Source organism: Pseudomonas sp. 50_B (genome assembly GCF_017491625.1).
Taxonomy (GTDB): domain Bacteria; phylum Pseudomonadota; class Gammaproteobacteria; order Pseudomonadales; family Pseudomonadaceae; genus Aquipseudomonas; species Aquipseudomonas danubii.
The window spans coordinates 240682-254388 of record NZ_JAFGYX010000008.1 but is presented as its reverse complement, the minus strand read 5'-3'; the positions used below and the strand labels follow the sequence as shown (position 1 = coordinate 254388).

11 protein-coding genes are annotated in these 13707 nt (G+C 58.4%); 9 read left to right on the top strand and 2 right to left on the bottom strand.

The features are described 5' to 3' along the window. Nucleotides 1-71: 71 nt before the first annotated feature. Nucleotides 72-1745 carry a DNA repair protein RecN gene (recN, locus tag J5M73_RS14245; RefSeq protein WP_102861074.1) on the bottom strand — a complete coding sequence of 558 codons (1674 nt, stop codon included), beginning with the start codon at nt 1743-1745 and terminating at the stop codon, nt 72-74. Nucleotides 1746-1994: 249 nt separating this feature from the next. Between recN and grpE the strand changes: the two genes are divergently transcribed. From grpE to J5M73_RS14205, 8 genes are all read left to right on the top strand, one after another. Further along, nucleotides 1995-2561 carry a nucleotide exchange factor GrpE gene (gene grpE / locus J5M73_RS14240; protein ID WP_102861075.1) on the top strand — a complete coding sequence of 189 codons (567 nt, stop codon included), beginning with the start codon at nt 1995-1997 and terminating at the stop codon, nt 2559-2561. A gap of 102 nt (nt 2562-2663) precedes the next feature. Then, on the top strand, nt 2664-4580 hold the full coding sequence (gene dnaK, locus J5M73_RS14235; protein ID WP_102861076.1) for a molecular chaperone DnaK: 1917 nt from the start codon (nt 2664-2666) through the stop codon (nt 4578-4580). Between the two features lie 320 nt (nt 4581-4900). Next, entirely contained in the window at nt 4901-6025 is a 1125-nt protein-coding gene (dnaJ, locus tag J5M73_RS14230) for a molecular chaperone DnaJ (protein WP_102861077.1), read from the top strand. A gap of 10 nt (nt 6026-6035) precedes the next feature. Continuing rightward, nucleotides 6036-6842 carry a 4-hydroxy-tetrahydrodipicolinate reductase gene (gene dapB / locus J5M73_RS14225; protein ID WP_102861078.1) on the top strand — a complete coding sequence of 269 codons (807 nt, stop codon included), beginning with the start codon at nt 6036-6038 and terminating at the stop codon, nt 6840-6842. Between the two features lie 256 nt (nt 6843-7098). Then, nucleotides 7099-8235: a glutamine-hydrolyzing carbamoyl-phosphate synthase small subunit gene (carA, locus tag J5M73_RS14220; protein WP_102861079.1), complete on the top strand. Its 1137-nt coding sequence runs from the start codon at nt 7099-7101 to the stop codon at nt 8233-8235. Nucleotides 8236-8368: 133 nt separating this feature from the next. Beyond that, nucleotides 8369-11590, top strand: a complete 3222-nt coding sequence (gene carB / locus J5M73_RS14215) for a carbamoyl-phosphate synthase large subunit (protein WP_102861080.1) — start codon at nt 8369-8371, stop codon at nt 11588-11590. Next, complete coding sequence (gene greA, locus J5M73_RS14210; RefSeq protein ID WP_011059193.1) at nt 11587-12063, top strand: transcription elongation factor GreA; 477 nt, start codon at nt 11587-11589, stop codon at nt 12061-12063. The genes carB and greA overlap by 4 nt, the downstream gene beginning before the upstream one ends. A gap of 28 nt (nt 12064-12091) precedes the next feature. Continuing rightward, nucleotides 12092-12496: an MFS transporter gene (locus J5M73_RS14205; RefSeq protein ID WP_102861081.1), complete on the top strand. Its 405-nt coding sequence runs from the start codon at nt 12092-12094 to the stop codon at nt 12494-12496. Nucleotides 12497-12508: 12 nt separating this feature from the next. Here J5M73_RS14205 and J5M73_RS14200 read toward each other — a convergent pair whose 3' ends face one another. Continuing rightward, nucleotides 12509-12817, bottom strand: a complete 309-nt coding sequence (locus tag J5M73_RS14200) for a YhbY family RNA-binding protein (protein WP_102861082.1) — start codon at nt 12815-12817, stop codon at nt 12509-12511. A 104-nt stretch (nt 12818-12921) separates the two neighbouring features. Here J5M73_RS14200 and rlmE point away from each other — a divergent pair, with 104 nt between their 5' ends. Continuing rightward, nucleotides 12922-13551 (top strand): 23S rRNA (uridine(2552)-2'-O)-methyltransferase RlmE, encoded by a 630-nt coding sequence (gene rlmE, locus J5M73_RS14195; RefSeq protein ID WP_047283886.1) that lies wholly within the window; start codon nt 12922-12924, stop codon nt 13549-13551. Nucleotides 13552-13707 lie beyond the last annotated feature (156 nt).

Sequence of the window (13707 nt, the reverse complement as noted above, 5' to 3'; positions counted from 1 at the left end):
CGTGAAACGATCGAAGGCGACCTCAGGGTCGCCTTCGTGCTTTGTGCCTATATAAAAGAAGCGCTACAACCTCAGGCCTTGGTGGTTACTACCATTTTCTTGGCGTGGGCCAGGGACTCCTTGGTCAAATCGATACCGCCCAGCATGCGGGCAATTTCCTCGATTCTTTCGTTCTTGCCCAGTTTGGAAACGGCGGTATGGGTCGCGTTGTTGCCACGGACCTTGTGCACGAACAGATGTTGATGCCCCTGGGCGGCAACTTGTGGCAGGTGAGTAACCGTCAGCACCTGGCCGCGCTCGCCGAGACGCCGCAGCAATTGGCCGACGATCTCGGCAGTCGGGCCGCCGATCCCTACGTCGACTTCGTCGAACACCAGGGTAGGCACTCGTGAGGTTTGTGCCGTGATGACCTGGATCGCCAGGCTGATGCGTGACAACTCGCCACCCGAGGCGACCTTGGCCAGCGCCTTGAGCGGTTGTCCCGGGTTGGCGCTGACCAGGAGTTCGACCTGCTCCAGGCCGTTGGGCAGCAGCTCATCGCTGGTGTTGGCTCGCAGCTCGATCGTGAAGCGTCCGCCGGGCATGCCCAGGCGCTGAATTTCAAGTTCTACCGCGCTGGCCAGTCCGGTGGCCGCCTGCTCCCGCAAGCGACTCAGTTCCTGGGCTTTCTCCTGATAGTGGCGGGCGAAGGACTGCAGCTCTTCGCCGAGGCGCTCGATGCTCTCGTCGTTGGCGTCCAGGGTTTCGATTTCATCCAGCAGGGTTTGCTGCATGGCCGCCAGTTCGAAGGGCTGGATGCGATGCTTGCGTGCCAGGGTATAGATGGAGTCCAGGCGTTCCTCCAGCTGTTGCAGGCGTGCCGGGTCGGCATCGAAGTGATCGAGGAAGCGATTCAATTCGCCCACGGCTTCTTCCACCTGGATCTGGGCGCTGGCCAGCAGGTTGGTGGCCTCGCCTAATGCTCCTGTCGAGTTGCCGATGCTGGACAGGCGGTTGAGGCTGACGGTCAAGGCGTTGAGGACATTGCCAGAGTCGCTTTCGCTGCACTGTTCGACCACCTGGCGGCAGATGCCCAGCAGGGTTTCGGCGTTGGTCAGGTTCTTGTGTTCCTGCTCCAACTCTTCGAGTTCGTTTTCTCCCAGGCCGAGATTCTCCAGCTCTTCAAGCTGATAGCTCAGCAGTTGATGGCGGGCGCGCTGCTCATCGCCGGAATTGGACAGGCGCTCCAGCTCCTGGCGTGTCTGGCGCCAGCGCTGGGCGGCCAACTGCACCTGGCGGGCGAGATCGGTAGCGCCGGCATATTCATCCAGCAGGCGTCGATGGGTATCGGTCTTGAGCAGTGACTGGTGCTCGTGCTGGCTGTGGATGTCGATCAGCAGTTCGCCCAGGGCCTTGAGGTCTCCGAGCGGGCAGGGCGTACCGTTGATATAGCCGCGGGAGCGTCCTTCGGCGGTGATCACCCGGCGTAGTATGCACGGCCCGTCGTTATCCAGATCGCGCTCGGCCAGCCAACTGTGGGCCTCGGGAATGTCCGAGAGGTCGAAGGTGGCAAGGATGTCGGCCTTGTCGGCGCCGGGTCGTACCACGCCACTGTCGGCGCGATCGCCCAGGGTCAGGCCGAGAGCGTCGAGCATGATTGACTTGCCGGCGCCGGTTTCGCCGGTAATGACGCTCATTCCGCGATCCAGTTCCAGATCCAGGTGTTCGACGATGGCGTAATTGTGTACGGACAGGTGCACCAGCATTAAGGCCGCTCCCAAACTAGATGTCTGGTTATTTATACAGTGTTTTGTTTCGGGCTGACAATGCTTTCCCTTAGCTCGATTTGCTTGGTCATTCTGGCTTTTTAGTGCCTCGGGAGTGTCCGCGTACAGGATTTATCCGGTCGGAACAACTTTTGCTGTGGCTGCGGGCTTGAACCCTGAAAATGCGACCCCATATAGCTGTGCAGAAGAGTGAGCCTGGCTCACAGACGATATTGAAAGGAGAATTTCATGGCTGACGAACAGACGCTGGATACGCAAAATCTAGACGCCAATCAGGCCCCCGAGGCTTCGGGTGAAGACCTGGCGGCTCGTGTACAAGTGCTCGAAGAGCAACTGGCTGGTGCGCAGGATCAGGCTTTGCGTGTTGCAGCCGATCTGCAAAACGTCCGCCGCCGCGCCGAGCAGGATGTGGAAAAGGCTCACAAATTTGCTCTCGAGAAGTTTGCCGGTGACCTGTTGCCGGTGATCGATAGCCTGGAGCGTGGCCTGGAGCTGTCCAATCCGGACGACGAAAGCATCCGCCCAATGCGTGAAGGTATCGAACTGACCTTGAAGATGTTCCACGACACCCTCAAGCGTTATCAGTTGGAAGCCATCGATCCTCACGGCGAACCATTCAACGCTGAACAGCATCAGGCCATGGCCATGCAGGAAAGCGCGGATGTAGAACCCAACAGTGTTCTCAAAGTGTTCCAGAAGGGTTATCAGCTCAATGGTCGCCTCCTGCGCCCGGCCATGGTCGTGGTCAGCAAGGCGCCTGCACCGGTTTCGCCTTCGATTGACGAAAAGGCTTGAAAACGGCTGTAGAGCCCCCATCTAACAGTCAAGCGTTTAAGTGCTACCGCAGTTTGCCACCACAACTGCGGCATCCAAATCCAAAGTTTCGGGAGAGTTAACATGGGCAAAATTATCGGTATTGACTTGGGGACCACCAACTCGTGCGTCTCCATTCTTGAAAACGGCAACGTAAAAGTTATCGAAAACGCTGAAGGCGCGCGTACCACGCCGTCGATCATCGCTTACGCCAACGATGGCGAGATTCTGGTAGGTCAGTCGGCCAAGCGTCAGGCTGTTACCAACCCGCACAACACCCTGTATGCAGTTAAGCGTCTGATCGGTCGTCGTTTCGACGAAGAAGTTGTGCAGAAAGACATTCAGATGGTCCCTTACAAGATCGTCAAGGCTGACAACAACGACGCCTGGGTTGAAGTGAACGGCCAGAAAATGGCTCCGCCACAGATTTCGGCTGAAATCCTTAAAAAGATGAAGAAGACCGCCGAAGACTACCTCGGCGAAGCAGTGACCGAAGCGGTCATTACTGTTCCGGCCTACTTCAACGACAGCCAGCGTCAGGCCACCAAGGACGCCGGTCGTATCGCTGGTCTGGACGTCAAGCGCATCATCAACGAACCAACCGCAGCCGCTCTGGCTTATGGCATGGACAAGGCCAAGGGCGATCACACCGTGATCGTTTATGACCTGGGTGGCGGTACGTTTGACGTTTCCGTGATCGAGATCGCTGAAGTCGACGGTGAGCATCAGTTCGAAGTACTGGCCACCAACGGTGACACCTTCCTGGGTGGTGAGGACTTCGACATCCGTCTGATCGACTACCTGGTTGATGAGTTCAAGAAAGAAAGCGGCATGAACCTCAAGGGTGACCCGCTGGCCATGCAGCGTCTGAAAGAAGCTGCCGAAAAAGCCAAGATCGAGCTGTCCTCGAGCCAGCAGACCGACGTCAACCTGCCGTACATCACAGCAGATGCCACTGGTCCTAAGCACCTGAACGTGAAGATCTCCCGCGCCAAGCTGGAATCTCTGGTTGAAGACCTGGTTCAGCGCACCATCGAGCCATGCCGCATCGCTCTGAAGGACGCCGGTATCGACGTTGGCGCGATCAACGACGTAATCCTGGTCGGCGGCCAGACTCGTATGCCGCTGGTACAGAAAGCCGTAACCGACTTCTTCGGTAAAGAAGCTCGTAAGGACGTCAACCCGGACGAAGCGGTTGCCATGGGTGCTGCGATCCAGGGTGCGGTTCTGGCCGGTGACGTGAAAGACGTACTGCTGCTGGACGTTAGCCCGCTGACCCTGGGTATCGAAACCATGGGTGGCGTGATGACCGCGCTGATCGAGAAAAACACCACGATTCCTACCAAGAAATCCCAGGTGTTCTCGACTGCCGATGACAACCAGGGCGCCGTGACCATTCACGTGCTGCAGGGCGAGCGTAAGCAAGCCGCGCAGAACAAGTCTCTGGGCAAGTTCGACCTGACCGACATTCCACCTGCTCCACGTGGCGTGCCGCAGATCGAAGTGACCTTCGACATCGACGCCAACGGCATCCTGCACGTAGGTGCGAAGGACAAGGCTACCGGTAAGACTCAGTCGATCGTGATCAAGGCCAACTCCGGCCTGTCGGATGAAGAAATCCAGCAGATGATCCGTGACGCTGAAGCCAACTCGGAAGAGGATCGCAAGTTCGAAGAGCTGGCCACTGCCCGTAACCAGGGTGACGCGCTGGTGCACTCGACTCGCAAGATGGTGGCTGACGCCGGCGACAAAGTGACTGCGGAAGAGAAGACCGCGATTGAAGCTGCCGTGGTTGCTCTGGAAGCCGCTGTCAAAGGTGACGACAAGGCTGCCATCGACGCCAAGGTCGAAGAGCTGTCGAAAGTCTCGGCCCCGGTTGCCCAGAAGATGTACGCCGAACAGGCTCAGCCTGCTGAGGGTGCAGCACCGCACGCTGAGTCTGCTGAAAAAGCCGACGACGTCGTCGATGCCGAGTTCGAAGAAGTAAAAGACCACAAGTAATGGCTTGTTGGTCGGCCGGTTGACTGCCTTTGGGCGGTGACTGGTAGGATGTCGCCGCGCGGGAGCTTGCTCCCGCGTTGGCGTGTCTGGAGTCAGCGAATTTTGATGGTGTGCAACTTCCGTTTGTGCACTGGCGGTCGGGTCGGAGAAGCTCCTGCTTTCCGGCTGCGATGACCGCAATGATCGACCTGCAACCGGGTCGTCTATCCAAGACCAGGATCGTTGAATTGACGTGAGTTGGGTCCGGGCCTTATTGGGGCTCAGCGAGTTTGGCAGAGCTCAGGAGGGTTTGCCGGGCGTCCTTAAGAGTGCAAAGACTTATGGCAAAGCGTGACTATTACGAAGTATTGGGTGTGGAGCGTGGCTCCAGCGAAGCGGAGCTGAAAAAGGCTTACCGTCGCCTGGCGATGAAGCATCACCCGGATCGTAATCCCGGCGACAAAGCGTCGGAAGACATGTTCAAGGAGGCCAACGAGGCCTACGAAGTGCTGTCCGACTCCAGTAAGCGCGCAGCTTATGACCAGTATGGTCATGCCGGTGTCGATCCGAGCATGGGTGGTGGTGGCGCCGGTTTTGGCGGTCAGAACTTCTCCGATATCTTCGGTGATGTGTTCAGTGATTTCTTCGGTGGCGGTCGCGGCGGCTCTCGCGGTGGCGCGCAGCGCGGTAGCGATCTGCGTTACACCCTGGAACTGAATCTGGAAGAGGCGGTGCGGGGCACCACGGTTAACATCCGTGTGCCAACACTGGTCAATTGCAAGCCGTGCGATGGTTCGGGTGCCAAGAAGGGCTCGTCGCCTGTCACTTGCCCGACTTGCGGTGGTATTGGTCAGGTGCGCATGCAGCAGGGCTTCTTCTCGGTGCAGCAGACCTGCCCGCGTTGCCATGGTCAGGGCAAGATCATTTCCGATCCGTGCGATTCGTGCCACGGCGAAGGCCGCGTCGAAGAGTACAAGACGCTGTCGGTAAAAGTGCCGGCAGGTGTCGATACGGGTGACCGTATCCGTCTGTCCGGTGAGGGTGAGGCGGGGACCCAGGGTGGTCCGACTGGTGACTTGTATGTGGTGATCAATGTGCGCGAGCACTCGATCTTCCAGCGTGACGGCAAGCATCTGTTCTGCGAAGTGCCTATCAGCTTTGTTGATGCGGCCTTGGGCGGCGAGCTGGAGATTCCGACTCTGGATGGTCGGGTCAAGCTGAAGATTCCTGAGGGGACTCAGACCGGCAAGCAGTTCCGGATTCGCGGCAAGGGCGTTGCTCCGGTGCGTGGCGGCGGTGCTGGCGATCTGATGTGTCGGGTTGCGGTGGAAACGCCAGTGAACCTGAGTCGTCGTCAGCGCGAGCTGCTGGAAGAGTTGCGCGGTTCGCTGGATGGCGACAATTCGCACTCGCCGAAAACCACGGGTTGGTTCGAGGGCGTCAAACGCTTCTTCGGCGATCTGTAAGGAGTAATGCATGCGACGTATAGCAGTCATGGGCGCCGCGGGGCGCATGGGCAAGACTTTGGTCGAGGCTGTGCAGCTGCGCTCGCCGCTCTCTGGGTTGACGGCGGCGATCGTTCGTCCTGGCAGTTCGCTGGTGGGTGCGGATGCAGGTGAGCTGGCGTCCCTGGGGCGTCTTGGCGTGTCGATGTCCGATAGCCTGGAGAAGGTTGTCGATGAGTTTGATGTGCTGATCGATTTCACCTTGCCTGAAGTGATGCTCAAGAACCTGGCCTTCTGCCGTAAGGCGGGCAAGGCCATGGTGATTGGTACTACGGGTTTGGGCGCCAAGGAAAAGCAATTGCTGGCTGAGGCGGGCAAGGAGATTCCCATCGTCTTCGCTGCCAACTTCAGTGTCGGGGTGAACCTTTCGCTGAAGCTGCTGGATATGGCAGCTCGGGTGCTGGGCGATGATGCGGACATCGAAATCATCGAGGCTCATCACCGTCACAAGATCGATGCGCCTTCGGGCACTGCCCTGCGCATGGGTGAGGTGATTGCCAATGCCTTGGGGCGCGACCTGCAACAGGTTGCGGTCTATGGTCGCGAGGGGCATACCGGTGCGCGTGAGCGCGAAACCATCGGTTTCGCCACTGTGCGTGGTGGTGATGTGGTGGGGGATCACACTGTGCTGTTTGCCACTGAGGGCGAGCGCCTGGAAATCACCCACAAGGCCTCCAGTCGCATGACCTTCGCCAAAGGTGCGGTACGTGCTGCCCTATGGCTGGATGGTCGCGAGGCCGGTCTTTACGACATGCAGGATGTGCTGGATTTGCGTTGAGATGCATCTGAAGTGGGGTTGAGGCTGTCCTTCAGCCCCGCTTCGCACCGCTAGGCGATGTTCTGTCGCATTCCTCTGCCTTTAAGGCTCATTAGCGGTGGACCGAAAAAGCCTTTTTCTGTAAGCTACAGCTTTAGTGTGTCCACTAAAAGCGCGCAGATAATTCGACGAAGAAGCGGGGTGACGTGTCTATACGTCATTCCGCTTTTTTGCAACCTGCGATCGCCCTTTCAGGCTCTATTTACGGGAGGTCTTCTTGACTAAGCCAGCCATACTCGCCCTTGCTGATGGCAGCATTTTTCGTGGCGAAGCCATTGGAGCCGACGGTCAAACCGTTGGTGAGGTGGTGTTCAACACCGCAATGACCGGCTATCAGGAAATCCTTACCGATCCTTCCTACGCCCAACAGATCGTTACCCTGACCTATCCCCACATTGGCAACACCGGCACCACGCCGGAAGACGCCGAGTCCGACCGCGTCTGGTCGGCTGGCCTGGTTATCCGTGACTTGCCGCTGGTGGCCAGCAACTGGCGTAACACCCTGTCCCTGTCCGATTACCTGAAAGCCAACAACGTTGTGGCGATCGCCGGTATCGACACCCGTCGCCTGACCCGCATCCTGCGTGAAAAAGGTGCTCAGAACGGCTGCATCATGGCCGGCGACAACATCTCCGAAGAAGCGGCGATTGCAGCAGCGCGCGGCTTCCCGGGCCTGAAAGGCATGGACCTGGCGAAAGTCGTCAGCACCAAGCAAAGCTACGAATGGCGTTCGACTGTCTGGGATCTGAAAACCGACAGCCACGCCACCATCGAAGCCGCCGATCTGCCGTACCACGTGGTTGCCTATGACTTCGGGGTCAAGCTGAACATCCTGCGCATGCTAGTGGAGCGCGGCTGCCGCGTGACCGTTGTGCCTGCTCAGACCCCGGCGAGCGACGTCCTGGCCCTCAATCCAGATGGCGTGTTCCTGTCCAACGGTCCTGGTGACCCCGAGCCTTGCGACTACGCGATCAAGGCCATCAAGGAAATCCTCGAGACCGAGATTCCGGTGTTCGGCATCTGCCTGGGTCACCAACTGCTGGCCCTGGCTTCCGGTGCCAAGACCCTGAAAATGGGCCACGGCCATCACGGTGCCAACCACCCGGTCCAGGACCTGGACACCGGCGTGGTCATGATCACCAGCCAGAACCACGGTTTTGCGGTGGATGAAGCCACGCTGCCGGGCAACGTCCGGGCGATCCACAAGTCGCTGTTCGACGGCACCCTGCAGGGTATCGAGCGTACCGACAAGAGCGCGTTCAGCTTCCAGGGCCACCCTGAAGCCAGCCCGGGCCCGAACGATGTGGCGCCGCTGTTCGACCGCTTCATCAACGAGATGGCCAAGCGACGCTAAGCGCTCGCCTTGAAAATGTAGCGAGCAGCGCCTGAGGGCGGCCCCGGCGAGTCCGGCGGAATAATCCCCTCAGGTGCCTCAGAGAATGTTCAAGACGGCTTGCCGACTGACCTGCGGATTTGAGTGACAACCCATGCCAAAACGTACAGACATTAAAAGCATCCTGATTCTTGGCGCTGGCCCGATCGTGATCGGCCAGGCCTGCGAATTCGACTACTCCGGCGCCCAGGCCTGCAAGGCCCTGCGCGAAGAGGGTTACCGGGTCATCCTGGTGAACTCCAACCCGGCCACCATCATGACCGACCCGGCCATGGCCGACGCCACCTACATCGAGCCGATCAAGTGGCAGACCGTTGCCAAGATCATCGAGAAAGAGCGTCCGGATGCGCTGCTGCCAACCATGGGCGGCCAGACGGCTCTGAACTGCGCTCTGGACCTGGAGCGCGAAGGCGTTCTGGAGAAGTTCGGCGTAGAGATGATCGGTGCCAATGCCGACACCATCGACAAGGCTGAGGACCGTTCGCGCTTCGACGCTGCCATGAAGTCCATCGGCCTGGCGTGCCCACGTTCCGGTATCGCTCACAGCATGGAAGAGGCCAATGCAGTCCTCGACAAGCTGGGTTTCCCTTGCATCATCCGTCCGTCCTTCACCATGGGCGGCACCGGTGGCGGTATTGCTTACAACCGTGAAGAGTTCGAAGAGATCTGTGCCCGCGGTCTGGACCTGTCGCCGACCAAGGAACTGCTGATCGACGAATCGCTGATCGGCTGGAAAGAGTACGAGATGGAGGTGGTCCGCGATAAGAAGGACAACTGCATCATCGTCTGCTCCATCGAAAACTTCGACCCGATGGGTGTGCACACCGGTGACTCGATCACCGTAGCTCCGGCACAGACCCTGACCGACAAGGAATACCAGATCCTGCGTAACGCCTCCCTGGCGGTACTGCGTGAGATCGGCGTGGAAACCGGCGGTTCCAACGTGCAGTTCGGCATCTGCCCGAACACTGGCCGCATGGTCGTGATCGAGATGAACCCGCGGGTGTCCCGTTCTTCGGCGCTGGCCTCGAAAGCCACGGGTTTCCCGATCGCCAAGGTCGCTGCCAAGCTGGCGGTGGGTTACACCCTGGACGAGCTGTCCAACGACATCACCGGCGGCAAGACTCCAGCCTCCTTCGAGCCGTCCATCGACTACGTCGTGACCAAGCTGCCGCGCTTCGCCTTCGAGAAATTCTCCAAGGCTGACGCGCGCCTGACCACCCAGATGAAGTCGGTGGGTGAAGTCATGGCCATCGGCCGGACCTTCCAGGAATCCCTGCAGAAAGCTCTGCGCGGTCTGGAGGTCGGTGTTTGCGGCCTGGATCCGAAGCTCGACCTGAGCAATCCGGAAAGCATGAACGTCCTCAAGCGCGAGCTGACCGTGCCAGGCGCCGAGCGTATCTGGTACGTGGCTGACGCCTTCCGTGCCGGCATGACCGTCGAGCAGATCTTCGGCATGAACATGATCGATCCTTGGTTCCTGGTGCAGATCGAAGATCTGATCAAGGAAGAAGAGAAGGTCAAGACCTTGGGTCTGTCGGCTATCGGTCGCGACCTGATGTTCCGCTTGAAGCGCAAAGGCTTCTCCGACCAGCGTCTGGCCAAGCTGCTGGGTGTGACTGAGAAGAACCTGCGCACTCACCGTCATAAGCTGGAAGTGTTCCCGGTCTACAAGCGCGTCGACACCTGCGCCGCCGAGTTCGCTACTGACACCGCTTACCTGTACTCGACTTATGAAGAAGAGTGCGAAGCCGCACCATCGACCCGCGACAAGATCATGATCCTGGGCGGCGGTCCAAACCGTATCGGCCAGGGTATCGAGTTCGACTACTGCTGCGTACACGCTGCACTGGCACTGCGCGACGATGGTTACGAAACCATCATGGTCAACTGCAACCCGGAAACCGTTTCCACCGACTACGACACCTCCGATCGCCTGTACTTCGAACCGGTAACCCTGGAAGACGTGCTGGAAATCGTCCGCGTCGAGAAGCCAAAAGGCGTGATCGTTCAGTACGGCGGCCAGACTCCGCTGAAGCTGGCCCGTGCCCTGGAAGCGGCCGGTGTGCCGATCATTGGCACCAGTCCTGACGCCATCGACCGTGCCGAAGACCGTGAGCGCTTCCAGCAAATGGTTGAGCGCCTGAACCTGCGTCAGCCGCCAAACGCCACCGTGCGCAGCGAAGACGAAGCGATTCGTGCCGCGACCAAGATCGGTTATCCGCTGGTGGTGCGTCCGTCCTATGTTCTGGGCGGCCGTGCAATGGAAATCGTCTACGAGGAAGAAGAGCTCAAGCGCTACCTGCGTGAAGCGGTGCAAGTGTCCAACGACAGTCCGGTGCTGCTGGATCACTTCCTCAACTGCGCCATCGAGATGGACGTGGATGCGGTCTGCGACGGCACCGACGTGGTGATCGGCGCAATCATGCAGCATATCGAGCAGGCCGGTGTTCACTCCGGCGACTCCGCGTGCTCTCTGCCGCCGTACTCGCTGCCGGCGCACATCCAGGATGAGATGCGTGAGCAGGTCAAGAAAATGGCCCTGGAACTGGGGGTGGTCGGCCTGATGAACGTACAGCTGGCCCTTCAGGGTGAGCAGATCTATGTGATCGAGGTTAACCCGCGTGCTTCCCGCACCGTGCCTTTCGTGTCCAAGTGCATCGGCGTCTCCCTGGCGATGATCGCGGCTCGTGTGATGGCTGGTAAGACCCTGAAAGAGCTGGGCTTTACCAAGGAAATCATCCCGAACTTCTACAGCGTCAAGGAAGCGGTGTTCCCGTTCGCCAAGTTCCCGGGTGTTGACCCGATCCTCGGCCCAGAGATGAAGTCCACCGGTGAAGTCATGGGTGTGGGCGATACTTTCGGTGAGGCTTTCGCCAAGGCCCAGATGGGCGCCAGCGAAGTGCTGCCGACTGGCGGTACTGCATTTATCAGTGTTCGTGACGATGACAAACCTCTGGTTGCAGGCGTGGCCCGTGATCTGATCAACTTGGGCTTCGAAGTGGTCGCTACTGCGGGCACCGCCAAGCTGATCGAAGCGGCCGGCCTGAAAGTGCGTCGTGTGAACAAGGTGACTGAAGGCCGTCCGCATGTGGTCGATATGATCAAGAACGACGAAGTCACCCTGATCATCAACACCACTGAAGGTCGTCAGTCGATTGCTGACTCTTACTCCATTCGTCGTAACGCCTTGCAGCACAAGATCTACTGCACCACCACCATTGCTGCTGGCGAAGCTATCTGCGAAGCGTTGAAGTTCGGTCCGGAAAAAACCGTGCGTCGCTTGCAGGATCTACACGCAGGATTGAAGGCATGAATAAATACCCAATGACCGTCCAGGGCGCTCGCGCCCTGGAAGAAGAGCATGCTCACCTGACCAAGGTCGTTCGTCCTAAGCTCAGCCAGGACATCGGTACGGCCCGCGAGTTGGGTGACTTGAAGGAAAACGCTGAATACCATGCTGCGCGTGAACAGCAAGGCATGGTCGAGGCTCGGATCCGTGATATCGAAGGTCGCCTGCAGAACTCGGTGGTCATCGATGTCACGACCATTCCTCATACCGGCAAGGTGATCTTTGGCACCACGGTCGAGATCGCCAACGTCGAGACTGACGAAAGCGTGACCTACCAGATCGTTGGTGAGGACGAGGCTGATATCAAGCTCGGTAAAATCTCCGTCGGCTCGCCGATTGCTCGTGCCTTGATTGCCAAGGAAGAGGGTGATGTGGTGGCGGTCAAAACGCCTGGCGGTGTAATCGAGTATGAGATTGTCGAAGTCCGTCACATCTGAAAGAAGGCGCCCGCTGCATGCGGGCGCCATGCTTTGGCAGCTGACCCAGATGCTGTGGGTCGGCGGCTTATGGCTGTTGCATTTCGGTTTGTTTCCCGTCCTGGGCCAGATTGGCCTTGCTCCCTTGCTGATCGAAGAGATTTCTACCCTGCTCAGTGCTTTGTTGGTGGGCTTTTCGGGGGCGTGCCTGGTTCTGCAGACGCTGGTGCTGATTCAGTCCGAAGGATTGAGAAGTCTTTGGCGGGATATTCGGGGGCAACTGCTGTTGATGGCAATGTATGCGTGCGGCATGTATTTCGCTGTGCGTATTCTGTTGCCTGAAGCTCAACGCTGGCAGTTGTTCAGCTATCTGGTTCTGGGATTTTCCGGCTTGATACTGGTATTGCAGCCGGTGCCAGGATGGGGTGGAAGGGTGCGCCAGGCACACCCTTGACCCGAGTCGACGTCAGTTGAAACGATGGACGTTCGACAATTGCTTGTTTACCTTGGCGTTCTTGCGGTAGATCAGCGCCATCTTGCCGATGACCTGCACCAGATCCGCTTTGCCGGCCTTGCACAGTTCGGCAATGGCTTCCAGGCGCGATTCGCGCTCGAGGATGTTGAGCTTGATCTTGATCAGCTCGTGATCGCTCAAGGCGCGTTCAAGTTCGGCTAGCACACCTTCGGTCAAACCGTTGTCAGCCACAGTCAATACTGGTTTCAGATGGTGGCCAATGGATTTGTACTGTTTCTTCTGCTCTTGAGTGAGCGGCATAATCTGACCCCTGCGTCTGATCTTGTAAAAAGCGGCGGCCAGTTTACCCGAGCGAGTCCGGGACCGCCCAGTTAATCACGACCCGTTTTATTTTGAGGTGGCCCGTGGCCCGTTCCAAAACTAGCCATAACTGGCTGAAAGAGCACTTCAACGACCCATTCGTCAAAATGGCGCAAAAAGATGGGTACCGTTCCCGTGCCAGCTACAAACTGCTGGAGATCCAGGAAAAGGACCGCCTTATCCGTCCTGGCATGAGTGTTATCGACCTGGGGGCTGCCCCGGGGGGCTGGTCGCAGGTGACCAGTCGTCTGATTGGTGGTCAGGGGCGATTGATCGCCTCGGATATCCTGGAAATGGACAGCATCCCCGATGTGACCTTCATTCAAGGGGACTTCACCGAGGATGCGGTGCTGGCGCAGATTCTCGAAGCTGTCGGAAATTCAGAGGTTGACCTTGTGATTTCCGATATGGCCCCCAATATGAGTGGGTTAGCAGCCGTGGACATGCCTCGGGCGATGTTCCTGTGCGAATTGGCGCTGGATCTTGCGGGTAGGGTACTACGGCCAGGTGGTGATTTTCTGATCAAGATTTTCCAAGGTGAAGGTTTTGATGAGTACCACAAGAGCGTTCGGCAGATGTTCGAGAAAGTGCAGATGCGCAAACCGACATCTTCCCGTGACCGTTCTCGGGAGCAATATCTGCTGGGGCGGGGCTTTCGTGGTCGCAGCGAGTAAGTAAGGTTTTTGACTGGGGTGATAGGATTTTCGTATTTCGCCCCGTCAGATTAAACGCATATTGTGTAGTCTAAGTTTCACATAGGGTTACAGACAGCGCCTGCCAGAGCTGTAGGTAATGTAGTAAGTTAGGCCGGTGAATATCATGCGAAGCGC